The 22,810-nt window shown below is 57.0% G+C and carries 21 protein-coding genes; 2 read left to right on the plus strand and 19 right to left on the minus strand.

All coding sequences use genetic code 11. The features are described 5' to 3' along the window. Positions 1–193: 193 nt before the first annotated feature. Both serA and G6L28_RS11225 read right to left on the minus strand, forming a co-directional pair. Positions 194–1,789: a phosphoglycerate dehydrogenase gene (gene serA, locus G6L28_RS11220; RefSeq protein ID WP_174063856.1), complete on the minus strand. Its 1,596-nt coding sequence runs from the start codon at positions 1,787–1,789 to the stop codon at positions 194–196. 77 nt (positions 1,790–1,866) lie between these two features. Further along, the gene (locus G6L28_RS11225; protein WP_174063857.1) at positions 1,867–3,045 is read right to left on the minus strand and encodes a phosphoserine transaminase; all 1,179 of its coding nucleotides are present in this window, start codon (positions 3,043–3,045) and stop codon (positions 1,867–1,869) included. A 239-nt stretch (positions 3,046–3,284) separates the two neighbouring features. Here G6L28_RS11225 and G6L28_RS11230 point away from each other — a divergent pair, with 239 nt between their 5' ends. Continuing rightward, a complete protein-coding gene (locus G6L28_RS11230) occupies positions 3,285–3,863 on the plus strand; it encodes a DoxX family protein (protein ID WP_174063858.1) in 579 nt (192 codons plus the stop codon). 65 nt (positions 3,864–3,928) lie between these two features. Here the strand turns inward: G6L28_RS11230 and G6L28_RS11235 are convergent, their stop codons facing one another. Beyond that, on the minus strand, positions 3,929–4,747 hold the full coding sequence (locus tag G6L28_RS11235; protein WP_174063859.1) for an outer membrane protein: 819 nt from the start codon (positions 4,745–4,747) through the stop codon (positions 3,929–3,931). A 493-nt stretch (positions 4,748–5,240) separates the two neighbouring features. On the opposite strand from G6L28_RS11235, the gene G6L28_RS11240 reads away from it, so the two are divergent. Beyond that, positions 5,241–7,166, plus strand: a complete 1,926-nt coding sequence (locus G6L28_RS11240) for a putative bifunctional diguanylate cyclase/phosphodiesterase (protein ID WP_174063860.1) — start codon at positions 5,241–5,243, stop codon at positions 7,164–7,166. 118 nt (positions 7,167–7,284) lie between these two features. Here the strand turns inward: G6L28_RS11240 and glmM are convergent, their stop codons facing one another. The 16 genes from glmM to ruvB all read right to left on the minus strand — a co-directional run bounded on the left by glmM (position 7,285) and on the right by ruvB (position 22,806). Further along, entirely contained in the window at positions 7,285–8,637 is a 1,353-nt protein-coding gene (glmM, locus tag G6L28_RS11245) for a phosphoglucosamine mutase (protein WP_174063861.1), read from the minus strand. Between the two features lie 403 nt (positions 8,638–9,040). Continuing rightward, positions 9,041–10,987: an ATP-dependent zinc metalloprotease FtsH gene (ftsH, locus tag G6L28_RS11250; protein ID WP_174063862.1), complete on the minus strand. Its 1,947-nt coding sequence runs from the start codon at positions 10,985–10,987 to the stop codon at positions 9,041–9,043. A 154-nt stretch (positions 10,988–11,141) separates the two neighbouring features. Next, positions 11,142–12,461, minus strand: coding sequence for a tRNA lysidine(34) synthetase TilS (tilS, locus tag G6L28_RS11255; RefSeq protein WP_174063863.1), 1,320 nt, complete (start codon positions 12,459–12,461; stop codon positions 11,142–11,144). A 15-nt stretch (positions 12,462–12,476) separates the two neighbouring features. Then, the gene (gene ybgF, locus G6L28_RS11260) at positions 12,477–13,475 is read right to left on the minus strand and encodes a tol-pal system protein YbgF (protein WP_174063864.1); all 999 of its coding nucleotides are present in this window, start codon (positions 13,473–13,475) and stop codon (positions 12,477–12,479) included. A gap of 160 nt (positions 13,476–13,635) precedes the next feature. Further along, a complete protein-coding gene (pal, locus tag G6L28_RS11265; protein ID WP_174063865.1) occupies positions 13,636–14,172 on the minus strand; it encodes a peptidoglycan-associated lipoprotein Pal in 537 nt (178 codons plus the stop codon). A gap of 210 nt (positions 14,173–14,382) precedes the next feature. Continuing rightward, a complete protein-coding gene (tolB, locus tag G6L28_RS11270) occupies positions 14,383–15,696 on the minus strand; it encodes a Tol-Pal system beta propeller repeat protein TolB (RefSeq protein WP_174063866.1) in 1,314 nt (437 codons plus the stop codon). A 75-nt stretch (positions 15,697–15,771) separates the two neighbouring features. Next, on the minus strand, positions 15,772–16,953 hold the full coding sequence (locus tag G6L28_RS11275; protein WP_174063867.1) for a hypothetical protein: 1,182 nt from the start codon (positions 16,951–16,953) through the stop codon (positions 15,772–15,774). An 8-nt stretch (positions 16,954–16,961) separates the two neighbouring features. Further along, the gene (tolR, locus tag G6L28_RS11280) at positions 16,962–17,423 is read right to left on the minus strand and encodes a protein TolR (protein WP_174063868.1); all 462 of its coding nucleotides are present in this window, start codon (positions 17,421–17,423) and stop codon (positions 16,962–16,964) included. A 31-nt stretch (positions 17,424–17,454) separates the two neighbouring features. After that, positions 17,455–18,171, minus strand: a complete 717-nt coding sequence (gene tolQ, locus G6L28_RS11285) for a protein TolQ (RefSeq protein ID WP_174063869.1) — start codon at positions 18,169–18,171, stop codon at positions 17,455–17,457. 262 nt (positions 18,172–18,433) lie between these two features. Further along, positions 18,434–18,874: a tol-pal system-associated acyl-CoA thioesterase gene (gene ybgC / locus G6L28_RS11290; protein WP_174063870.1), complete on the minus strand. Its 441-nt coding sequence runs from the start codon at positions 18,872–18,874 to the stop codon at positions 18,434–18,436. After that, complete coding sequence (locus G6L28_RS11295) at positions 18,871–19,398, minus strand: NUDIX hydrolase (protein WP_174063871.1); 528 nt, start codon at positions 19,396–19,398, stop codon at positions 18,871–18,873. The genes ybgC and G6L28_RS11295 overlap by 4 nt, the downstream gene beginning before the upstream one ends. Next, complete coding sequence (locus G6L28_RS11300) at positions 19,395–19,907, minus strand: NUDIX hydrolase (RefSeq protein ID WP_174063872.1); 513 nt, start codon at positions 19,905–19,907, stop codon at positions 19,395–19,397. Before G6L28_RS11300 ends, G6L28_RS11295 begins: the two co-directional genes overlap by 4 nt. Continuing rightward, a complete protein-coding gene (locus tag G6L28_RS11305) occupies positions 19,908–20,480 on the minus strand; it encodes a DinB family protein (protein ID WP_174063873.1) in 573 nt (190 codons plus the stop codon). Between the two features lie 122 nt (positions 20,481–20,602). Continuing rightward, the gene (locus G6L28_RS11310; protein ID WP_174063874.1) at positions 20,603–20,821 is read right to left on the minus strand and encodes a DUF2945 domain-containing protein; all 219 of its coding nucleotides are present in this window, start codon (positions 20,819–20,821) and stop codon (positions 20,603–20,605) included. Positions 20,822–20,872: 51 nt separating this feature from the next. Next, positions 20,873–21,763 carry a metallophosphoesterase gene (locus G6L28_RS11315; protein ID WP_425292671.1) on the minus strand — a complete coding sequence of 297 codons (891 nt, stop codon included), beginning with the start codon at positions 21,761–21,763 and terminating at the stop codon, positions 20,873–20,875. A 2-nt stretch (positions 21,764–21,765) separates the two neighbouring features. Then, positions 21,766–22,806 carry a Holliday junction branch migration DNA helicase RuvB gene (gene ruvB, locus G6L28_RS11320; protein WP_174063875.1) on the minus strand — a complete coding sequence of 347 codons (1,041 nt, stop codon included), beginning with the start codon at positions 22,804–22,806 and terminating at the stop codon, positions 21,766–21,768. Positions 22,807–22,810 lie beyond the last annotated feature (4 nt).

A 22,810-nucleotide genomic window follows, 5' to 3' on the forward strand; every position in this document is an offset into this window, starting at 1 on the left:
TTCTCCTGTTGAGCCACCCTCCCATCGAGCAGCTAGCTGCAGACGATATAGCAACTCTGGATCATCATTTTTAGTGAGCGCCCATAAAAATTTCGTGATATGCAACCATGGGTAAATATTGGTTTTTCTTCAACAAAAAGCCCGGCGCAGATCGCTCTGGCCGGGCTGTCTTTTATAATGGCGAAAACGTCGATCAGTCGATGTTAAAGGTCAGCGGCTTTACCTGACGGATCGCCGGATTTGCACGCAGCTTGTCCAGAACCTCTTCAGAAACCACACCATCGACATAGAGCAGTGCGATGGCGTCGCCGCCGTTTGCTTCACGGCCCAGCTGGAAGTTGGCGATGTTGACGCCAGCATCACCGAGCGTCGTGCCAACGAAGCCGATCATGCCCGGAACGTCGGTGTTGGTGATGTAGATCATGTGCTGGCCGACATCGGCGTCGAGGTTGATGTTCTTGATCTGAATGAAGCGCGGCTTGCCGTCCGAGAAGACCGTACCGGCAACAGAGCGGACCTGATTTTCCGTCTTGACCGTCAGCTTGATGAAACCATCGTAAACACCAGTCTTGTCGCGCTTGACTTCGGAAAGGATAATGCCCTTTTCCTTGATCATGACGGGTGCGGAAACCATGTTGACGTCTGCAACCTGTGGACGGATGAGACCGGCCAGCAGGGCCGATGTCAGCGCCTTTGTATTCATGTTGGCAGTCGAGCCATCATAAAGAATTTCGATTTCCTTGGTGGCGCTTTCCTGCACCTGACCGACGAAGGAACCAAGAACGTCTGCCAGCTTGATGAAAGGCTTGAGGCGCGGTGCTTCGTCAGCGGTGATCGAAGGCATGTTGATGGCGTTGGACACGGCACCCTTCACGAGGTAATCCGACATCTGCTCGGCAACCTGGAGCGCCACGTTTTCCTGTGCCTCTGTGGTAGACGCGCCAAGGTGCGGCGTGCAAACGACGTTCGGCAGGCCGAAGAGCGGGCTTTCCGTGGCAGGCTCGACTTCGAACACGTCAAAACCGGCTCCGGCGACATGGCCAGACTTGATGGCTTCGGCAAGAGCCGCCTCATCCACGAGACCGCCGCGGGCGCAGTTGATGATCCGAACGCCCTTCTTGGTCTTGGCAAGGTTTTCAGCGCCGAGAATTCCGCGTGTCTTGTCGGTCATCGGAACGTGCAGGGTAATAAAGTCTGCCTGAGCCAGAAGTTCGTCCAGCTCGACCTTCGTCACACCCATTTCCTGAGCGCGCTCTGGCGACAGGAAGGGGTCGTAGGCCAGAACGTTCATCTTCAGGCCGAGCGCACGGGCGCAGACGATGCCGCCGATATTGCCCGCACCGATGACGCCCAGCGTCTTGCCGGTGATTTCGACACCCATGAACTTCGACTTTTCCCACTTGCCGCCTTGAGTGGAAGCATCAGCGGCAGGAAGCTGGCGGGCAACGGCAAACATCAACGCAATGGCGTGTTCAGCAGTCGTGATCGAGTTGCCGAACGGCGTGTTCATGACGATGATACCGCGACGCGACGCAGCAGGAATATCGACGTTATCGACACCGATACCGGCGCGGCCGATGACCTTGAGGTTCGTCGCAGCCTGGATCAGCTTTTCCGTCGCCTTGGTGGCGGAGCGGATGGCGAGACCATCATAGTTGCCAATGATCTCGGCCAGCTTGTCCCTGTCTTTGCCCAGCTTCGGCTGGAAATCGACTTCAACGCCGCGATCGCGGAAAATCTGGACGGCGGTTTCCGACAGTTCGTCAGATACGAGTACGCGAGGTGCCATGGTGTGGGCTCCTTGAAAAAGGGTTCAATCTTGAGAATGAGGCATGAGCGGCCCTGCCTTTGCAGGGCCGGAATAAATCAGGCAGCAGCCTTGGAAAGCGTTGCTTTCTGCGTTTCGAACGCCCAGCCAAGCCATGGCATCAGGGCTTCGAGGTCGGCCGTCTCGATGGTCGCACCGGCCCAAATGCGAAGACCGGAAGGCGCATCGCGGTAAGCACCGATGTCGAACGCGACCTTTTCCTTCTCGAGAAGTGCAACCACACCCTTGGCGAAATCGGCCTGCGCGGCAGCATCCAGTGCAGCGACGTCCTTGTCGACGATCTTGAGGCAAACGGACGTGTTGGAGCGCGTCTCATCGACCACGGCCAGATTGGCGATCCAGTCGTTGGCAGCGACGAAATCGAAGATAGCCTTTGCGTTGGCGTCGGCGCGAGCGATCAGAGCCTGCAAACCACCGAGGTTCTTTGCCCAGAGCAGCGCATCGATATAATCCTCGACGCACAGCATAGATGGCGTATTGATCGTTTCGCCGGTAAAGATACCTTCGATCAGCTTGCCACCGGAGGTCATGCGGAAAATCTTCGGCAGAGGCCATGCCGGTGCGTAGGTCGTCAGACGCTCGACAGCGCGTGGCGAGAGAATGATGACGCCGTGACCACCCTCGCCGCCCAGAACCTTCTGCCAGGAGAAGGTAACGACATCGAGCTTGGAGAAATCCATGTCCTGCGCGAAAGCGGCAGATGTCGCGTCGCAGATGGTCAGACCTTTGCGGTCGGCAGGAATGAAATCGGCATTGGGAACGCGAACGCCGGAGGTCGTACCGTTCCAGGTAAAAACCACGTCACGGTCGAAATCGACTTCTGAAAGGTTCGGCAGCAGGCCGTAATCAGCCTCGAACTTGCGAACATCCTTGAGCTTGAGCTGCTTGACTACATCCGTCACCCAGCCAGCGCCGAAGCTTTCCCACGCAACCATGTCCACGCCGCGCTCACCGAGCAGCGACCACAGAGCCATTTCAACGGCGCCGGTGTCGGATGCGGGAACGATACCGATACGATAATCGGCAGGAACATTCAGAACTTCGCGGGTGAGATCGATGGCCTGCTTCAGCTTGGCTTTGCCAACCTTGGCGCGATGCGAGCGACCAAGCGGTGCATCGGCGAGAGCATCAAGCGACCAGCCGGGGCGCTTCGAGCAGGGACCAGAAGAAAAATGCGTATTACCCGGACGGACGTCCGGCTTCACTATATCTGTCATTTGACTACCCTTTCAGATAGGCGCCTCTCGTTAGGGAGAGGTGTCCTGCCATCGTTGCTATTCCTGTGCCCTGCCCTCGTCAAGCGAAATATGTCGCGGGTTGGAAGATTTTTATCGCATTTGCGTAACGGACGGATGTCGCGGCTTCATGAAAATAAGTCGCGCGAATTGACCCGTGTCAAATGACGGATCGCCTGACAGGCGCAATGTCTCTCCGTCAATAACGAAGAGATATGACTATGAGCACCAAGGCTCCATTTTCAACGGATCGGAACGATCTGGTCCTGCCCTTAATGGGTAGATTTTACGAGACATTCGCACAGCCGCTTGCATGGACGGCATTTCGCGTCGCCATCGGCGCTATGCTGGTCATTGAAGGTTATCCAAAGATACTTTCCCCTTTTGCGCAGATCGGCTTCGTGGAGAATCTTGGCTTTTACCCAGGCTGGCTCTGGTCGCCTTTTCTGGCTGGACTGCAATTCTTCGGTGGCATCTTCATTGCCGTCGGGCTTCTGACGCGCCCCTTTGCGCTGGCAAATACGGTGATGCTGGCAATTACCCTATGGTTCCACTTTGCCAACCGCTATGGCAACGCCCTTCTGACGGAACAGGGCATTCAAGCCCTAAACGCCGTAGATCAGACACTGTTCACACCGCAAGGCTTACGACGGCTGGCCGATGGCGGCACCGTCTTCCTTGAACAGGTCCAGACCAAGGCAGAACTGGCCTCCCTGTTCTGGACCGGTGGAGCGGCCCTGTTCGCAGCTTTCGGGGGTGGCTACTGGTCAATCGACCGGCATCTGAAAAAGCAGCTGTAAAAAGGTCAAAAAAAAGCACCCGGTTCCAGGAAGGAACCGGGTGCTTCTGATTTCAAACCGTAAACTTACTTGTAAACGGCTGGCTGCAAAGGAATGTCTGCAGGCGGCATGTACTGGGCGGTGTCGCAACCGTTGAAGACATAACGGCCACCGACGCGTACTTCATGCGAGGTGAAGCCTTTGGAGCGGCCCGGACCCGAGTTGCCACCCGATCCTATGCCAAACATCTCACCCTTGCCAATCTGGCGGAAACGATAGCCGACATCGGCCTTAAGGTTGCAGGTAACGTCGATAGAAGCACCGGCCATCAAAGCGTAAGCGAAGCGCCAGTCACCCTTTCCCTCCCATGAGCACGGAGTGCCACCACAGGCAGTATCGATCGTGAACTTGTCCCACTTGACGTAAGCGCCACCAACACCCGCGCCGACATAAGGAGTGATGCGACCGTATGTTCCAAGATCGACATAAGCGTTTGCCATCAAAGTATAAGCGCGCAGCGACGAGCGGAAATCATCATTACCTGTTCCGCCCGCGTTTACCGCGGAACCGCGGAAATCTGACTTCGCCATGTAGTCGAACGTCAAGTCCGTGCGAAGATAGTTGTTGATCTGGTAGCCGACGCCAGCACCTACGAGGAAGCTGTCCTTCATGGAGGAACTGGAAGAGCGGATCACGGTGCCAGCACGATCAAACTCGAAGCTCTTCGCCTTGTTGAACGAATAGCCCACGTCACCACGCAGATACCAGCCGCTGGCTTCCTGAACCTGAATTTCCGGTGCAGTGTCCACAAATGCAGGCGCAGGCTCTGCCTGATAGAGGTCGGCTGCAAACGCGGTTTGGCATGCCATCAAAGCGGCAACTGCGCCGATCAGGCTCTTCTTCATGATGGTGGCTCCATAAGCGGAACGCGCCGTTCTCAAGCGCATCCAAGTGAGATTCTTCACTTATGAAATCTGAAGGAAAATGGTTAAACGAGCATTAAAATGGAGAATACCGGTTGGTTATAATTAGGAATTATTTGCCACTACTACCGCATCGGGCAACGGCCACCCATCCAGACGATGCAAATCTTGGCAACGGCGCGATGACAATTGCGGAGATCGACGCAGTATTGTGGCAGCTTAGGATAACAGATTATTAGCCAATCTCATTTTCGATATCGCAATAATAGTAATGCATCATAAGTTTGAAGGACCAAACGGACTGTGAATGTCAGGTATATCGGCCTGATTTTGCAGGATGTGAGTGACGGCTGCTTGCAGATGGTCCTTTGACGAAAGCATTTTTCGAAGAAGCGGTCGGCGGCGGCCAATGGGTAATGAGACCTGTTTGGGATACTTGTTCGTGCACAATACTGTAAGATTGATTATTGAATTCATGCGGGTACCCCGCGACAATCCCGAGCTTCTACGAGCCCAATACCGTTCATTCAGTCGGCAAATGCCGATGATGTACTTCATTCTCATGTCCAGCACATGGGCATTGGCCGCCACCCATATGAACGTCGCCCCTGGCTGGCTGACGATTGTCATACCGACCTTGCTGACCGTGGTGTGCGCCGGTCGCATCGCTTTCTGGTGGCGTTCGCGTCATATCTGTCCTTCCGGAGAATCGGCCTACGCAACGCTGACGAGAACAAACCGGCTGGCAGCCTTTATAGCCATCGCCTTCACAATATGGTCGTTCTTGCTGTTTCCCTACGGCGATCCGTATGAGAAGAGCCATATCGCCTTCTATATGGCGATAACCGTCATCTCGTGTATCTTCTGTCTGATGCATCTGCGCTCTGCCGCCTTCACCGTGACGGCCATCGTCAACGGCGCATTCATATTCTTCTTCGCGACGACCGGAGAACCCACCTTTATCGCTATCGCCATCAATATCATGCTGGTCTGCTTCGGCATGCTTGCCGTCTTGATGGTCAATTACGACAACTTTCAGCGGATGGTTCAGGCCCAAAAGGAAGCGGAAGCATTGGGAGCAGAAAATCTGCGCCTGGCGAATATCGACAGTCTTACCGGCCTGCCAAACCGGCGTGCGTTCTTTCGTCATCTGAACGAAAGCTTCAATCTGGCTGTTGGTAACGCCACGGGATTGGCTATCGGCGTGATCGACCTTGACGGCTTCAAGCCTGTCAACGATCTGCATGGCCATTCGACGGGAGACCGTCTTCTGGTGCAGGTCGGCGAAAGACTGAAGACATTGTCTTCTGCCAACGAAATCTTTCTGGCGCGTCTGGGGGGCGACGAATTCGCATTCATCATATCCGATGTCGAGGATGAAACGCATGTGGCGGCGGATGTGGACCGCATGTGCGCCCAGTTGCAAGCGCCATTCGTCTTGCCGGATGCAACCATCATTATTTCCGGCTCCGTCGGCATTGCGGTTTATCCGCAGATGGCATCGACACCGGAAGAACTGTTCGATCACGCGGATTACGCGCTTTACCAGGGCAAGCGGGAAAAGCGCGGCAACGCCACCTTCTTCACCGCCCGCCATGTGGCCGAAATTCATCGTGATGCCCGCATCGAGCAGGCCCTGAAGCAGGCCGACCTGACAGAAGAACTATCCGTCGTCTTCCAGCCGGTGCTGGATATCAGCCAGGACAGGATCATCGGGTTCGAAGCCCTGGCGCGTTGGCACAGCCGAATGCTCGGGCCACTTTCCCCCGGCCAGTTCATTCCCATTGCGGAGCGCGCCGGGATCATCAGCAGCCTGACGAGACCACTCCTGAAAAAAGCGCTGGAGGCCGCTCGTCACTGGCCGGACGATATTCGATTGTCATTCAATCTTTCGGCACAGGATCTGAACAGCCCGGAAGCAACAATCGCCCTTATCGCCATCATCGAAAACAGTCGCTTCGATACATCGCGCCTTGACCTGGAGATTACCGAGACAGCCTTCATTCACGATATCCGTCAAGCCCGTCGCTCTGCCGAGATACTGAGAAGCGTCGGCTGCGGCATTTCTCTCGATGATTTCGGCACGGGATATTCCAGCCTGACGTCCCTGCACTCACTGCCGCTGACAAAGATCAAGATCGACCGGAGCTTCGTAAGTCAGATCCACGATGACCCGATCAGCTGCAAGATCGTCCGTTCGGTGCTGACCCTCAGCAGGGAAATGGGACTGGATGCGATTGTAGAAGGCGTGGAAACTCAAGAGGAGATCGCCACCCTCCAGACCCTGGGTGCTGTTCTCATTCAGGGCTACATCTGCTCCCGCCCAATGGAGCAAGCCGCCATCGCAGGTTTTCTGGCATCAAAAAACGGCGGCTTCAACATCCTGGATCAGATCGCATAATCAAGAATGCTAAGCACCCGAAACGCAGTACACGGCGCATCAGTGCCGGAGAGCGCGATTGCTGGCCAAAGGGGCTGCAACGCCTTGTGTCTGGATAGTCAGCAAGGCGCTCCGAAAATCACGCAGCGGTCCGGGCGTTTGAAATTACGCCGACCAGATCGTTGACGATGCGCTCCACCTGCGCGCTGTCATCGCCTTCCGCCATGACGCGGATCAGCGGTTCGGTGCCGGACGGGCGAATGACCAGCCGACCCTTTTTCTCCAGCGCCGCTTCCGCGTCGGCAATCGCCTGCTGGACCACCGGATTTTCCAATGGCTTACCGCCCGAAATGCGCACATTCTTCAAAAGCTGTGGAACCGGTTCGAACTTGCGGCAGACCTCGCTGACCGTGCGACCAGAACGCTTCACCCGCGCCAGAACCTGAAGTGCTGCGACCAGACCATCGCCGGTGGTACCGTAATCGGACAGCACGATATGGCCGGACTGCTCGCCACCTACATTGAAATCATGGTTGCGCATATGCTCTACAACATAGCGGTCGCCGACCTTTGTTCGGGCCAGCGTCATGCCATTGTCACCGAGGAAACGCTCCAGCCCGAGGTTGGACATGACGGTTGCAACGATGCCACCGCCGCGCAGGATCTTGTCATCTGCCCAGCTGTGAGCAATCGTTGCCATCAGCTGATCGCCATCGACGATCTGGCCACGCTCGTCCACGATGATGACGCGATCCGCATCGCCGTCCAGCGCAATGCCGATATCGGCCCGCACTTCATGCACCTTTTTCTGCAGCGCATCGGGGTGCGTTGAGCCGCATTCGAAATTGATGTTGGTGCCGTTCGGCTCGTTGCCAATGGTAACCACTTCCGCGCCAAGCTCCCACAATGCTGCGGGTGCCACTTTGTAGGCCGCGCCGTTTGCGCAATCGATGGCGATCCGCAAACCACTCAGCGTCACATCGCGCGGCAGGGTGCGTTTTACGAACTCGATGTAGCGATAGATATCGCCATCGACGCGCTTGGCGCGACCGATTTCATGCGGCTTAGCCAGCTGCGCGTAGATATCCTTGTCCAGCAAATCCTCGATCTCAAGCTCCAACTCGTCGGAAAGCTTGTATCCATCGGGTCCGAAAAGCTTGATGCCGTTATCCTGGAACGGGTTATGGGACGCCGAAATCATCACGCCGATATCGGCACGCAGCGAACGCGTCAGCATCGCCACGGCCGGCGTCGGGATCGGGCCGAGCAGAAACACATCGAGACCGGCAGCCGTAAAACCGGCAACCAGCGCATTTTCCAGCATGTAGCCGGAAAGGCGCGTATCCTTGCCGATCACCACACGATGGCGATGATGACCGCGACGGAAAATCGTCCCTACAGCGATACCAACACGCATGGCGAGATCCGGCGTCATTGGGAAGACGTTGGATTGCCCGCGAATACCATCGGTTCCGAAATAGCGACGTGTCATGTGAACTCCAGATTTGTCCCGTGCGCGGCCTGGTGAATACGGCAGTGCATTCGTGTATTTTTCGCTAGATGCCATAAAAGCCGGGAAACAGCACGTAAATTACCACAAAAGCGAAATATATGTTGTTACCAATTTGGCCTATCGACGGGCATGGTGCGGCTTTAGCGTGTTTCAAGTTACACAGTAGTTTACTTCAGCCGCACCTATATCTTCCCCATTCCCGTGCTTGTCACAGGAATCCGGTATCGCGCGCCCTCGTGGCTGAGACTCTTTTCAACCCAAGAACTTGGGCTGGCTGAATCCTGTGACAAGCATACGAATGAGGGAGTGAATGCGATGATCACGATAGTAAAAGGCCGCCCGCGATGCGGACGGCCTGAATATTTGTTACGACCATGGTCCTTTAGTGGGGCTGCGGTTCCATTCCGCCTTCGGCCTCGCCGTCGCCCTTAGCTTCGTTCGGGCCGTCTTTCTTGGTGCCGGTCTTGGGAACGGCGGAACCACGGCTGGTCGGCGAATCGTCGCCGAGATCGCGGGCTGGTTTGTCGCCGCGGATCAGCGCCTTGATTTCATCGCCAGTCAGCGTTTCATACTCGAGAAGACCTTCCGCAATCGCCACGAAACCATCGTGATGATCGGTCAGAATGCGTTTTGCTTCTGTATAGGCTTCATCGATCAGACGGCGGACTTCTGTGTCGATGGTCTGTGCGGTTGCTTCGGAAACGTTTTTCGATTGCGAGACGGAGTGACCGAGGAAAACCTCCTGCTGGTTTTCACCGTAAGCGACCTGACCGAGTGCGTCGGAAAAGCCCCACTGCGTGACCATGGCGCGGGCAAGCTTGGTGGCCTGCTCGATATCCGAGGACGCGCCGGAGGTGATGTTTTCCTTGCCGAAGGTCAGTTCTTCCGCAACGCGGCCACCCATCATGATGACGAGGCGGGATACCATCCACTTGTAGCTCATGGAATAGCGGTCGCCTTCCGGCAACTGCATGACCATGCCAAGCGCACGACCGCGCGGAATAATGGTCGCCTTGTGCAGTGGATCGGCTACCGGTACATGCAGCGCGGTAATCGCGTGGCCTGCCTCATGATAGGCCGTCAGCTTCTTTTCGGCCTCGGTCATGGCAGAGGAGCGTCGCTCCGCACCCATCATGATCTTGTCCTTAGCGTCTTCGAATTCCTGCATGGTAACGACGCGCTTGTTGCGTCGTGCCGCCATCAGCGCAGCTTCGTTGACGAGGTTCATCAGATCCGCACCCGAGAAGCCGGGCGTGCCGCGTGCGAGCGTCTTGAGATCGACATTCGGTGCCAGCGGCACGTTGCGCGCATGAACTTTCAAAATACGCTCACGGCCAACGATATCCGGGTTCGGCACCACGACCTGACGGTCGAAACGGCCTGGACGCAGCAGTGCTGGGTCGAGAACGTCCGGGCGATTGGTGGCGGCGATGAGGATGATGCCCTCATTCGCTTCGAAGCCGTCCATTTCCACCAGAAGCTGGTTCAGCGTCTGTTCGCGCTCGTCGTTACCGCCGCCAAGACCGGCACCACGATGGCGACCGACGGCATCGATTTCGTCGATGAAGATGATGCAAGGTGCGTTTTTCTTGGCCTGCTCGAACATGTCGCGCACACGGCTGGCACCCACGCCGACGAACATTTCCACGAAGTCCGAACCGGAAATGGTGAAGAACGGCACGTTGGCTTCACCGGCAACCGAGCGCGCCAGCAGCGTCTTACCCGTGCCGGGAGGGCCGACCAACAGCACGCCGCGCGGAATTTTACCGCCGAGGCGCTGGAACTTCTGCGGATCGCGCAGGAATTCAACGATTTCTTCCAGATCCTGCTTGGCTTCGTCCACACCGGCTACGTCATCAAAGGTGACGCGGCCATGTGCTTCGGTCAGAAGCTTCGCCTTGGATTTGCCAAAGCCCATCGCGCCACGAGACCCGCCCTGCATCTGCCGCATGAAGAACAGCCAGACGCCGAGGATGAGGAACATCGGCAGCAGCGTACCGAGATAGCTGAGGAAGCCGGAAGAGCCGTCGCTTTCAGGACGCGCAACGATGGTCACGTTCTTCGTCTGAAGACGTTCCATCAGGCTGTCATCGATGACGGGCGAATAGGTTTGGAAGGCCGTGCCGTTCTCGGTGTAGGTTCCAAGAACCCGGTTGCCGGTTACGGTCACATCGCGAACTCGCCCTGCGTCCACATCGCGGAGGAACTGCGAGTACGGAATCTCGCGCGAACTCGATTGCGAAGGCGACGTCTGGAACATGCTGAACAATGCGATCAGCAGCAGGGCAATGACTGCCCACAGAGCGAAATTTCTAAAATTTGGGTTCATCGAACTCCCCGAACTCCAACGGGCAAATGCGCGCCCGCCATAATGTTGGCCCTAACATAAGGAGGACAGATGGCCTTGCCAAGGCGGGCGGCTGCACGAGATGCGATTTGAGGTAAAAACTCTCAGAAAAAGCGGCCTAAACCTAACGACGCGTTTAAACCGGAGGCTGTGGATAGGGCTTGCGCTCCAGCAAATTCGCCAGAGCATTCGCCAGGTCGAGATCGAACCGGGTAAGAAACAGGTCATAAGGAGCGAGGACCGGACGGATCGAAACACCCTCTGCTGAGAACGCATCCACCAACTTTTCACCGCGTCGAACAAGAGGCTGCGCTTCGCGCGCCCGCTTGATGACACCTGCGGGAAGCGTTGTTGGAATGCGGGACGTGCCTACCGCATATGACGCACCTGAAACCACATCCAGGCTCTCCTCAGAATGATTGGTGACTTCGAAGCGGCCGTCCCATGTCGCAGTTTCACCCGCTTTGACGCTGACGCTTTCGATATTGCGGTTCTCCCGCATCAAATAAACACCGCTCTTTCGCAGGTCGAACACGACACGTCCGGCGGTCAATCGTGCTGCCTCACCCGATGCGACAAGCGCCACGAGCCTGTCCATCGTCTCCGCAGCCAGTCCGAATTGCCGCCCGCCGATGACGGCAGCGAGAGCCGAGAGCGCATGGCGCAGAACCGATGCGTCAGCGGCGAGAGCATCTGAACCGAGCAAAAAGACCAGACCTACAAAGGATTTCGCATGCTCCTCAACCAGTTGAGCCGCACGAAACGATAATAGAGCGCGATCAGGCGCTGCGACGACCTTGGGCGCATCTGCTGTCTGGCGCACCCGCACCCGCTCATATTTCACATCCTCATTGCTGGGATCATCGAACCAACTGTAACCACATCCCTGAAGAAGATCGCGAATATCCTGCCGTGTTACAGTGAGAAATGGCCTGAAAACCCAAAGCCTGGCATCGTAAAGCGTGGCATCTGCCATTCCGGCGAGCCCAAGATTATCCTGCCGCGTACTGCGGCTTTTGCGCATGGAAACGGTTTCAAGCTGATCGCCAAGCGTATGGCCAACGACAACCATATCCGCGCCGATCTCCGCAGCGACGGCACCAATCAGTTGATAACGCGCCAGTCTGGCAGCGGCGGATATGCCCGACTTCGGCTTTTCATCGTCCCAGCGTCGGATATGATGAGCGATACCGAGTGTCTCGCAAAGTGCGGCGACCCCGCGCGCTTCTTCGGCGGATTCGATGCGAAGCGCGTGATCGATCGTTACAGCCTCAAGACGGATGTCGCAGCGTCCGGAGTGCTTCAGGGCCATGTGCAGCGCCAGTAACAGGCCAGTGGAGTCACTGCCGCCTGAAATCGCAACGAGAATGCATGATGGGTCTTGAATTTTTTCGATGAATTGTCGCGCTGCCCCAAGGGGCGCAAGCGACATCTCTCGGTTTGGGGCTGCCCGCATCGGCTGCGAGCGCCTTTAGCAGCTCAGACGCTTCTGTTCGCTTGTCACCTTGCCCAAAACAGTCTTCGACGCGCTGGGATAACGCTTCGGCACTTCGCGAAGGGTCGCGCAGGCTGTTTCCTTGTTATCGAGGGCTGCAAGCGACATGCCGAGCTTCAACAGCATTTCAGGCGCTTTCGGAGACTTGCCATAGGCCTGATGCGCATTCAGAAAGGTTTTGGCAGAATCGGTAAATTTACCTTGGCTATATTGCGCTTCACCAAGCCAGAAATTTGCATCGGCAGCCTTGGAGCCCTTGGGGTAACCCTGAATGTACTTTTCAAATCCTTGCTCTGCTTGTCTGTAATCGCCGGAAAGGACATGGCTGTAGGCGGCCTGATAGATATCGTTCTCGCTGGTCAGCGCTGCGGTATTCACCGGATCGGTGCTGGAAGAACGCCCACCCTGCTCCACGCCCGGAAGCGCGCCTGCGGAATTATTGGCATTTTGGTTCAGCGTGCCGCCAATCGGCATACCGCGCGAATCCATTTCGATGGAGCCGAGCGTCGTCTCGCCGGGTGCGGCATTGGAACGAGGCGCGGTCGCCGTCTGCTGGTCGGGCATTGAAGCGCCGTCCTGGGACGGCGTTTCAATGATCGTTGCTATATCGTCGCTGCCGCCAGCAGCAGGAACGTCTGCTTCGGCCTTCTTCTTTGGAGCAGCAGGTGCGGCAGCCTTGCCGCTTTCCAGTTCCTGGAAGCGGAATTCATTGTCTTCCTGCGCCTTGCGAATGGTTTCCTGCATTTGCAGCAACTGGAAACTCATTTCCTCGATGCGACCATTCAGCTGCCGGATCGTTTCTTCCAGCTGTTGAACCTTGTAGGTTTCGTTTGCCTGCACATTGATAACCGGTGCGTTCGAATTCACCGTGCCGAAGGCCCCACCTGAACCGAACAACGGCCCGGAGACGGCTGTGCCGCTCAAGCCGGTGCAGGCTGCAAGCCCCAGCATTCCCGCCACGACAAGTTTCTTCATGTTGCGTCCTGTCTCGTTGATTTGCGCCCCAGCGGCGCAAAACCGGATTTTTTCCATCTCCGTCGAAAAAGCAACTTAACTTCGGCCAAACTATGAAAAAAACGAAAGGCGGCCCGAAGACCGCCTTTGTAAATCTCATCACGTTTGCGCGAGAGCGCAATTACATGCCGGCGCCACCAAGAACGGTAACGGCGCGACGGTTCTGCGACCAGCAGGAAATGTCGTCGCAAACCGCGACCGGACGTTCCTTACCGTAGGAAATCGTCTTCATGCGGTTGGCAGGAACACCCTGCGAAGCGAGGAATTCCTTGGTGGCGGCTGCACGGCGTGCACCCAGCGCAAGGTTGTATTCACGCGTGCCGCGTTCGTCGGCATGGCCTTCGACGGTGATGGCGTAGTTCGGGTAACGAGCCAGCCACTGAGCCTGACGCTGCAGGGTCTGCTGCGCGTCTGCGCGGATGGAGGTCGAATCGGTATCGAAGAAGATGCGATCGCCGACATTGACGGTGAAGTCCTGGGTCGAGCCAGGCGTCGCGGAACCGGCACCGCCGCCGAGACCGAGCTCGCCTGCGCTGTTCGGCATGTTCTTCTTGTTGGCGCAACCGGCCAGAGCAAGAGCAAGCGTAAGGGCGATAACAGCCGGGTTACGGGCGATTTTCTGCATTGGGCTGAGCGCCGAGGTGTGTGTGCGGCTCATCGCCGATCTCTCCTTAGAATTTCAGTAACGTTGCCAGACACTAACCGATCTAGGTTAACTGCCCCCAAACACTTATGGTTAACAGAAAGGAAATGTCCCACTTTTTTTGCTCCCTCACAGTAGTTTGCGGCAAGAAAGAGGCAGTCCCCGGTCATATTTCATAAAACTGTGGCGGCGTCTGTTACCAGACGCCGCCACAGGCAGTCGGTTTTAGTCGAGAAGCGGCGACCATGCCGGGTCGGATGCAAAGGTTGGTGTCTTCACCAGCTGCTCATTGTAACCGGTCAGGTCGATGGAATAGAGCTGCGGACCACCTGCGCCTGCGGCCTGACGGAAGAACATCAGCACGCGGCCATTCGGCGCCCATGTCGGGCCTTCATTGTGGAAGCCCGATGTCAAAATGCGCTCACCCGAACCATCCGGTTTCATCACGCCGATGGAGAACTTGCCGCCGGACTGCTTGGTGAAGGCAATCAGATCGCCGCGCGGAGACCAGACCGGCGTGGAATAGGAACCATCACCGAAGGAAATACGCGTCTGGCCGGAGCCGTCGGCATTCATGACGTAGATCTGCTGGCGTCCGCCACGGTCGCTTTCAAAGGCGATGCGCTGGCCATCCGGCGCATAGGACGGCGCGGTGTCGATGGCGCCCGTATTCGTCAGGCGGGTCGTCGTGCGCGAACGCAGGTCCATCGTATAGATATTGGCATTGCCTTCCTGCTGAAGGCTCATGATCACCTTCTGACCATCCGGCGAGAAGCGCGGCGAGAAGGTCATGCCGGGGAAGTTGCCAACGACTTCACGCTGTCCGGTTTCAAGCTGCAGCAGGTAAACGCGCGGCTGCTGGCCTTCGAAGGACATGTAGGTCACTTCCTGGCGGTTCGGCGAGAAGCGCGGCGTCAGAACCAGATCGTTGGCATTGGTCAGGTTGCGGATGTTGAAACCGTCCTGATCCATGATCGACAGCTGACGCTTGCGGGCCGTCTTCGGACCGCTTTCGGACACGAATACGACGCGGGTATCGAAGTAACCCTTTTCGCCCGTCACGCGCTCATAGATCGCGTCGGCAATGATATGGGCCACGCGACGCCAGTTTTCCGGCTGGGTGAAGAACTGCTGGCCCATCATCTGCTCATTGGCAAACGTATCCCACAGACGGAACTCCGCGCGCAGGCGGCCATCGGCTTCCTTGGTCACACGGCCGGTTACCAGCGCCTGCGCATTGATGACCTTCCAGTCTTCGAAACGCGGCTGCTGATCCGGGTTGCTGATCTTTTCGATGAAAGCGCCCTTGTTGATCGGCGCGAACAGGCCGGAGCGCTGTAAATCTGCGGCAACGACCTGCGAGATTTGCGCGCCAATACCATCACCCGACATAAAGTCCGTGACGGCGATCGGCAGTGGCTGGACGTTACCCTTGTTGATGTTGAGCCGAACTTCCGCGTTGGCCGGAGTGATCGCAACGAACGACAGGATGAGGCCAGAGGCCACCATCATCGCGCGAAGGAAAGAAAACTTGATCATCGAGACAAGCCTTTCAGCTTTTTTCTAAATTGCACATCAATTGAAATCGGAAGGTGATGCTTCCAAGGCGGCTGGTCAGACACCGAAGTCTTCAGCCGTGAATGTGAGCACCAAAGTATTCCATCCTTTTTCACCATCGTATTTATCCGGTGGGAGAGCGGTGAATGGTGCGGACCTCATGACCGCGCGTACCGCACTGCCTTCCAGCGCACGGCGGGTACCATCCGGTCCGCCTTTCGACGAAACTTCAGGTCTGCCCACCACTCCACCTGACTGGTCGAGCGACACACGAACTTCGACGACCACCTGTGCCACATCTGTCAGACCTGCAACGACCGAAAAGTTCTTCGAAATCTGCCCTCTGAGAGCGTCCATTTCGCTGGCGCTGAGACCGGTACCAACCGTCTTCTTGCCGCCCAGCGCCGCCGTCTGTGTCGAGCGCTTCGCGCCGCCGCCGGACGGGGCCTGCTTGTTCAACAGAGCCGAAATCTCATCGGCGTTGAATTCGCTGGAGTGTGACGCGGCAGCCTTCGCCGTTTCCTGCTTGCGCTCGCCTGGCTTCTTGTCGGAAGGCTTCTCGGTTGCCTTGTTCTGATCCGGCTTTTTCTCGGCGGGCTTTTCCGCCGGTTTCTGCTCGGCCTGCTTGGGCGGCTCGGGCTTAGGCGGTTCCGGCTTCGGCTCTGGCGGCTGCGGTCTAGCATTCGGACGCGGCACATTAGGAGGCACGGGAATTTCAGCCGGCTCCTGATTTTGCGGAGGCGGCTCCTGCGCCTGCTGCTCCGCCGGTGGTTCGGCAGGCTTAGGCGGCGTCGTGATTTCAGGCTTCGGCGTTGGAAGAGACGCCATCTCCTGCGGAGGCGGCGCGGTCTCTTCCTTCACGATATCCTTGACGTCGTTCGGCTTGGTATCGACCACGGGCGCAGGCGTTTCCTGCTTGGGTGGAGCAGCCGCGCTAACATTGTTGTTCGGCTTGGTCGTCGGCGTGGGCGGCGCGTCGAGATCGGCTGTGTTGTTGCCGACATTCTGCGCATCGGGTACCACATCGGGCCGCGTCGTTGGAACGGGTGCGGACTTCTCAGCCTTAGGCGCATTCTTGTCGCCCTGCTGGATTTGCGACATTTCTTCGACGGGCACCAGCTCGACGGGCAACGCCTCGGCTTGAGACACGTCAAGGGGCGCTGGCGAGCCCAGAGACACCAGGGCAACCGCCAGAACCGAAGCGTGTACAATCGCAGATGTGGTAAGGCTACCCTTCATCGCTTACGTCAATTGTCCTGTTTCATCTGTGTCACGAGGCCGATATTCTTGAAGCCTGCGGCCTGAATACGCGCCATCACATCCGCCACGATGCCATATGCGGCGACCGAGTCGGCGCGAACGAAGATGCGCTCGTTGTAACCGGTCGTCGAAATGGCCTGCAATTTTTCCGCAACCTCGGCAGCTTCGATCGGCGTCTCCTGAAGATGTATCTGCCCACTGGAATTAACCGAAATCGTAATCGGCTGCGTGTCCGAATTCAGCGCGGATGCAGACGTCTTCGGAAGATCCACCGGCACGCCAACCGTCATCATCGGTGCCGCCACCATGAAGATGATAAGAAGTACGAGCATGACGTCGACCAGCGGCGTCACGTTGATTTCGCTGATGGCTCCACCGCTGCGACGACCGCGTCCACGGCCACGACGACCGCCCGAACCACCACCGCCACCGCCTGCTGACATTCCCATGATGCTTTACTCCAACTGCGCGGTTTAAGCTTTACTGCGCGGCCTGGCGCGTCTGCAGCTTCTCGTCGATCTGGCGAGAAAGGATTGCAGAAAATTCGTCGGCGAAACCTTCCATGCGGGAAGACAGCTTGTGTGCGTCACCCATGAACTTGTTGTAGGCCATAACCGCTGGAATAGCGGCGACAAGGCCGATAGCCGTCGCCAGAAGCGCTTCCGCGATACCCGGAGCAACGACCGCAAGGTTCGTGGACTGCGAACCGGCAATCGCCTGGAACGAGGTCATGATACCGATAACCGTTCCGAACAGGCCGATGAACGGACCGGCCGAGCCGATGGTCGCCAGCGAACCGAGACGCGCTTCGAACTGTTCGCTCTCACGCGCCATGGTCACATCCATCGCACGGTCGATGCGCATCTGCAGACCGATGGGGGAACGGGCGCCGCGCTCGAACGACTTCTTCCATTCGCGCATCGCAGCGACGAAGATCGCGGAGAGACCGCCATTCTGCCGCTCGGCCAAGGTGCGGTAAAGCTCTTCAAGCGACTGGCCTGACCAGAACACCTGTTCGAACTGGTCGAACTGGCGCTTTGCCTTCGCGAAGCTCGTATATTTGTCGATGACGATGGCCCACGTCCAAACCGATGCGGCAAGAAGACCGATCATAACGAGCTTGACGATAAGCCCTGCCTGCATGAACAGTCCCCAAAGACTTACATCATGCGCCGCTGCCAAACCTGCCTGTTCCATAAATATCCAATCCCCGAATCCAAACGCCCGGCGCATGACCGGGCGATTCAAACGCGCATCAATGCTTTGAGCGTTGCGGTGCTACCCGCCGACCCTTAGCCTTTGCCCCGATAATGCCAATACGCCTTACTTGCCCGTAAATTTGGTAAAAGGAAGGCGTGCGGCGCACAAATACCGGGTAGTTAAGTAAGACTACATTATGGTTAAGAGAGTGTTACGAAACTGCCAAACAAAAATGGCATTTCTGTCTTTGTGCGATCTCTTACTTTAAAAACTTCTCCGCGATCGTTTCAGGAAGGCGTCTGGGTCTACCTTTTGTGTTGATCACGGCGATTATCACTTTTGCGGCAATCAAAACGCTTTCCCCACGCCTGATTTCCTGACTAAGAGACATTTTCGCGCCGCCCGCCTTTTCTGTAAGCGTTGTGATGGTCAGAATATCGTCCATCTTCGCCGGACTTTTGAAGTCGATTTCCATGCGGTGCACAACAAAAACCAGCCCCTCTTCGTCGGCGACCTGTAATGCACTCTGTTCGCAGCCGAGGCAACGCAGGTAATCCGTGCGTCCGCGTTCAAGGAAATGCAGATAGCGTGCATGGTAGACGAGGCCGGAGAAGTCAGTGTCTTCGTAATAAACGCGCTGTACGAGCCTATGCCCGCGCTCAATGAGTTCGCCGGAAAGCGACAGGGAAATATCGGTCATCGTTTGTCCTGAAGATGTTGAGGCTGCCCTTCGCGCACGATCATGTGCTGATGACGATCCGGCAGTGTCTCAATACCCTCGGCGATGAACACAGGTCGCAAATCATTGTTTTTCAAAGCAGCAGTCGTTGCGGGCAGCCAGCGAAATTCGACATCGACACCATCCACGATGCGATGGACAATGTCGGTTTCGTGAAAGGGAAATGGCTGCTCGAGATTCAGCAGATAATAGAACGCCAGTTCGTGGGCCTGGTATTCCCCATAGGCGAAGAAGCTTTCCGCTGACCATAAAAGACGCTCGATCCGGGCAGTCACATGCAGCTCTTCTTCTATCTCTCGCAGTATGGTTTGCTCAGAGCTTTCACCGATCTCGGCACGGCCGCCCGGCAGCGCCCAGTATCGGTCAGCAAGGCTGCGGCTCACCAAAAGGTGCTCCTGACAAAAAATAAGCCCAGCAACGCGAACGCTGAAAAGCTGCGGCTTGTGGTCAAGCCGGATCATACGGCGTGGAACAGGGTTGGTCATTTGTCGTCCAGATTGCCATCGTTCCAAACAATGTGCCTGGTCGACGCGGGAATGTTCTCGATTTCACTCGCGATGAAATAGGGCGGGATGTCCAGTGCAGTCAATGCTTCGGTTGTGGCTTTCACCCATTGAAACTCAAGCGCGTTCTTTCCATCCTGCACGCGGTGGACGATCTCGTCTTCGTGGAAGGGAAAACTCTCCGGCAGCTCCATCACATAATAGAAGCCGAGTTCGTGCCAATCCTTGCCTTCGTAGTGGAAAAAGTTTTCGACCACCCACAACAGGCGCCCGACAGTCACCTCGGCACCCAGCTCCTCGACCATTTCCCGTGCAAGCGTCTCCTGCGACTGCTCACCCATTTCCGCGCGGCCACCGGGAAAGGTCCAGAATTTTTCATGCGTCGCACGATGTACCAGCACATGGCCATTGCGGAACGCCATGCCCGCCACACGCATCTGGAAGATGCGCTTCGGCTTGAATTTCATGCGGATGCGAAGGTCTTCAGTCATTCAGAAACGGCCCGGAAACATCAAATCGGTTTCCGACCACCCTAACGCCTCTATTTCAGTTTTGCGAACATCGGCATCGTCACCCACAATAAATTCGTCCAGTTGCGGCGGCTTGAGCGATGTGCCGGACAGCATGGCATGCACCTGCCCGCGATGATGCGTCTGATGCTGGAACAGATGCGACAGAATATCGTCGCAACGATCCTGTTGCACTCGCGCTCCCCTATACACATGGACGGTCGCCTCTAAGTCGGCCGCGTCGAGGCGATCCACGAATGAGATCAATTCATCGTCCAGCCGCGCCTGAGCATTTCGAAGATCCCTCATCTTGCCATACGGCTCGCTTTCCTGAAAAACGATGGGACCGAGCGATCCGCCTTTGAGTGCATCGAAGTAAAACACATCGACCAGATAAATGTGATTCAATGTCTCTCGAATGGTGGGGAAGAAGCTCGTGCGCGGTGCAACAAACTCCTCTGGAGAAAGAAGCATACAGGTCTCATGCAGGCGATAATTCGCCAGTCGACTATTCCTCGCCAGTTTTCGGAACGCCCGACCCTCATCATGTTTCATGTTGTTGTCCCTCCCCGGTCAAACGAATGTAGAGCTGCTTTCGCCTGAAGCAGGTCTCGCAAAAGTGCCAGCGTTTTCGCGCTGAAAACATGCGCAAGCAAAGAAGCACGTTCTAATAGGTTTTAATCCGCCTTCTGCAGTTCGGAATGGCTCTTCAAAACCTTGCCGCCGTCTTCCTGCTCGATGAGATAGGCGGGCTCATCTTCACTCGCCTTCCGCTTGATGACGGAGCCCTCGATCTTTCGCTCCACGTCGGCGGTAAAGCTTTCCGCCACCTTGCCCTCGCCTTTGCCATTACCCCATTTCCAGCTGACTTTGGTGCCTTTGCGAAATTTGGTCATACCGATCTCCCATCAAAGACCGGAAATCGTCGATGCGAGACAATGGTTCCGTCAGCCGACCAAATCCACCACCACGATTTCCGGCGGCGACATGAAACGGATCGGCGCCAGCGAGCAGCCAAGCCCACCGGAAACAATGAGGTTGCGTTTGTCTTCGACGACATGACCGTAGGCGAAACGCTCACCGTAGCGCGAAGGCACGGCCGGACGCCAGCCGAAGAGATTGACCTGCCCGCCATGGGTATGACCCGAAAGGGTGAGCGCAACCCGGTCTGGAACGGATGTAAAAATATCCGGCTCATGCGCCAGCAGGATCACCGGTGCGTCGTCCGTGATCTGCGCCATCGTTCCCGGCAGGTCATCCAACCCGGTTCGCCTATATTCCTGGAGATAGGCCCACTGATCTTCCAGCCCCGCGATCCAGAAGGGAAATTCCTTCGAACCGGTGCGAACAGCATCGTTGGAATGCGCATGAATGCCGACTGCCCGCAGCGCCCGGTGCGCCACGGTCTCCTTCAGGCGCAGCCTTTGCGCTTCCGGGTCCTGCCACCAGTCATGATTGCCGCACACCGCATGGACGCCATAGGTGGATTTGAGACCGGCAAGCGCCCGCGCCCATTCTTCCGGCGGCACAACGCCTGTTACAAGCTTCATGCCCGACATGTAATCGCCCAGCAGAAGCACGATGTCGCCGCCGAGCGTGTTGGCATAGTCGCAAATCCGCGCGATGCGCTCCGCCGGCATCCACGGCTCGCAGGCATGGAAATCTGCAAGCGCCACTATCCGCAGGCTTTTGCCCACTGGCCATCCCGGCGGTGTGATGCGATATCTGGTGGTCGAAAGTCGCGCCAAGGGCTCGATGCCACCGGCATAAGCACCAAGAGAAACCAGACCCGCCGCCATCGTCGCAGCTGTTTTTAAAAGTGCGCGACGGGTCAACAAGATCAATCGTCCTCCAGCGTCAGGCGAAACTGCGCCGCTTCCAGATCCTTGGGTGGCTGCATTCCCAAATGTTTCCAGGCCGTCGCCGTCAAAACACGCCCGCGTGGCGTTCTCTGGATAAAGCCCTGCTGGATCATGTAAGGCTCAATGATATCCTCGATGGCATCGCGCGGCTCGGAAAGACCCGCTGCAATGGTCTCGATCCCCACCGGCCCGCCGCCGAAGTTCACCGCGATCATCGTCAGGTAGCGCATGTCCAGCTGGTCGAGACCCATATTGTCCACCAGCAACCGCGTCAGCGCTTCATCGGCAATCTCTCGCGTAACCGCCTCGGCTCGCGCCACTTCGGCAAAGTCGCGTACCCGCCGCAGTAGACGCCCCGCAATTCGCGGTGTCCCACGCGCGCGCCGTGCAACCTCTCGCGCACCCTCATCCGTCATCGGCAGCCCCATCAACCGCGCGCCGCGCCGTACGATGAGTTCCAGTTCATCCACCGTATAGAACGACAGGCGCACCGGAATACCGAAACGGTCACGCAGTGGCGTCGTCAAAAGACCAAGACGTGTGGTTGCAGCGACCAGCGTGAATTTCGAAAGATCGATCTTTACCGACCGCGCAGCAGGCCCCTCGCCAATGATGAGATCGAGTTGAAAATCCTCCATCGCCGGATAGAGAATTTCCTCCACGGCTGGACTGAGACGATGGATTTCATCGATGAACAGAACGTCACGTTCTTCCAGATTGGTCAAAAGCGCAGCCAGATCACCCGCTTTGGCAATAACCGGGCCGGAGGTAGACTTGAAGTTGACGCCGAGTTCCTTCGCCATGATCTGTGCAAGGGTAGTCTTGCCGAGACCGGGAGGTCCGACGAACAGAACGTGGTCCAGCGCCTCGCCACGGTTCTTGGCCGCCTCGATGAAGATTTTCAGGTTGGCACGCGCCTCCGCCTGGCCCGTGAAGTCATCCAGCGTCTGCGGGCGCAGCGTCGTATCGATATCCTCGCCGCGCTTTTCCGAAGAAATCAGCCGTGCAGCGTCGCTCATGTCA

Source organism: Agrobacterium larrymoorei, assembly GCF_013322225.1.
GTDB classification, from domain to species: domain Bacteria; phylum Pseudomonadota; class Alphaproteobacteria; order Rhizobiales; family Rhizobiaceae; genus Agrobacterium; species Agrobacterium larrymoorei_A.

Bases quoted from the DNA above. Each gene is read 5' to 3' on its own strand.
- serA (WP_174063856.1), bottom strand. From the start codon at position 1,789: ATGGCACCTCGCGTACTCGTATCTGACGAACTGTCGGAAACCGCCGTC.
- G6L28_RS11225 (WP_174063857.1), bottom strand. From the start codon at position 3,045: ATGACAGATATAGTGAAGCCGGACGTCCGTCCGGGTAATACGCATTTT.
- G6L28_RS11230 (WP_174063858.1), top strand. From the start codon at position 3,285: ATGAGCACCAAGGCTCCATTTTCAACGGATCGGAACGATCTGGTCCTG.
- G6L28_RS11235 (WP_174063859.1), bottom strand. From the start codon at position 4,747: ATGAAGAAGAGCCTGATCGGCGCAGTTGCCGCTTTGATGGCATGCCAA.
- G6L28_RS11240 (WP_174063860.1), top strand. From the start codon at position 5,241: ATGCGGGTACCCCGCGACAATCCCGAGCTTCTACGAGCCCAATACCGT.
- glmM (WP_174063861.1), bottom strand. From the start codon at position 8,637: ATGACACGTCGCTATTTCGGAACCGATGGTATTCGCGGGCAATCCAAC.
- ftsH (WP_174063862.1), bottom strand. From the start codon at position 10,987: ATGAACCCAAATTTTAGAAATTTCGCTCTGTGGGCAGTCATTGCCCTG.
- tilS (WP_174063863.1), bottom strand. From the start codon at position 12,461: ATGCGGGCAGCCCCAAACCGAGAGATGTCGCTTGCGCCCCTTGGGGCA.
- ybgF (WP_174063864.1), bottom strand. From the start codon at position 13,475: ATGAAGAAACTTGTCGTGGCGGGAATGCTGGGGCTTGCAGCCTGCACC.
- pal (WP_174063865.1), bottom strand. From the start codon at position 14,172: ATGAGCCGCACACACACCTCGGCGCTCAGCCCAATGCAGAAAATCGCC.
- tolB (WP_174063866.1), bottom strand. From the start codon at position 15,696: ATGATCAAGTTTTCTTTCCTTCGCGCGATGATGGTGGCCTCTGGCCTC.
- G6L28_RS11275 (WP_174063867.1), bottom strand. From the start codon at position 16,953: ATGAAGGGTAGCCTTACCACATCTGCGATTGTACACGCTTCGGTTCTG.
- tolR (WP_174063868.1), bottom strand. From the start codon at position 17,423: ATGGGAATGTCAGCAGGCGGTGGCGGTGGTGGTTCGGGCGGTCGTCGT.
- tolQ (WP_174063869.1), bottom strand. From the start codon at position 18,171: ATGGAACAGGCAGGTTTGGCAGCGGCGCATGATGTAAGTCTTTGGGGA.
- ybgC (WP_174063870.1), bottom strand. From the start codon at position 18,874: ATGACCGATATTTCCCTGTCGCTTTCCGGCGAACTCATTGAGCGCGGG.
- G6L28_RS11295 (WP_174063871.1), bottom strand. From the start codon at position 19,398: ATGACCAACCCTGTTCCACGCCGTATGATCCGGCTTGACCACAAGCCG.
- G6L28_RS11300 (WP_174063872.1), bottom strand. From the start codon at position 19,907: ATGACTGAAGACCTTCGCATCCGCATGAAATTCAAGCCGAAGCGCATC.
- G6L28_RS11305 (WP_174063873.1), bottom strand. From the start codon at position 20,480: ATGAAACATGATGAGGGTCGGGCGTTCCGAAAACTGGCGAGGAATAGT.
- G6L28_RS11310 (WP_174063874.1), bottom strand. From the start codon at position 20,821: ATGACCAAATTTCGCAAAGGCACCAAAGTCAGCTGGAAATGGGGTAAT.
- ruvB (WP_174063875.1), bottom strand. From the start codon at position 22,806: ATGAGCGACGCTGCACGGCTGATTTCTTCGGAAAAGCGCGGCGAGGAT.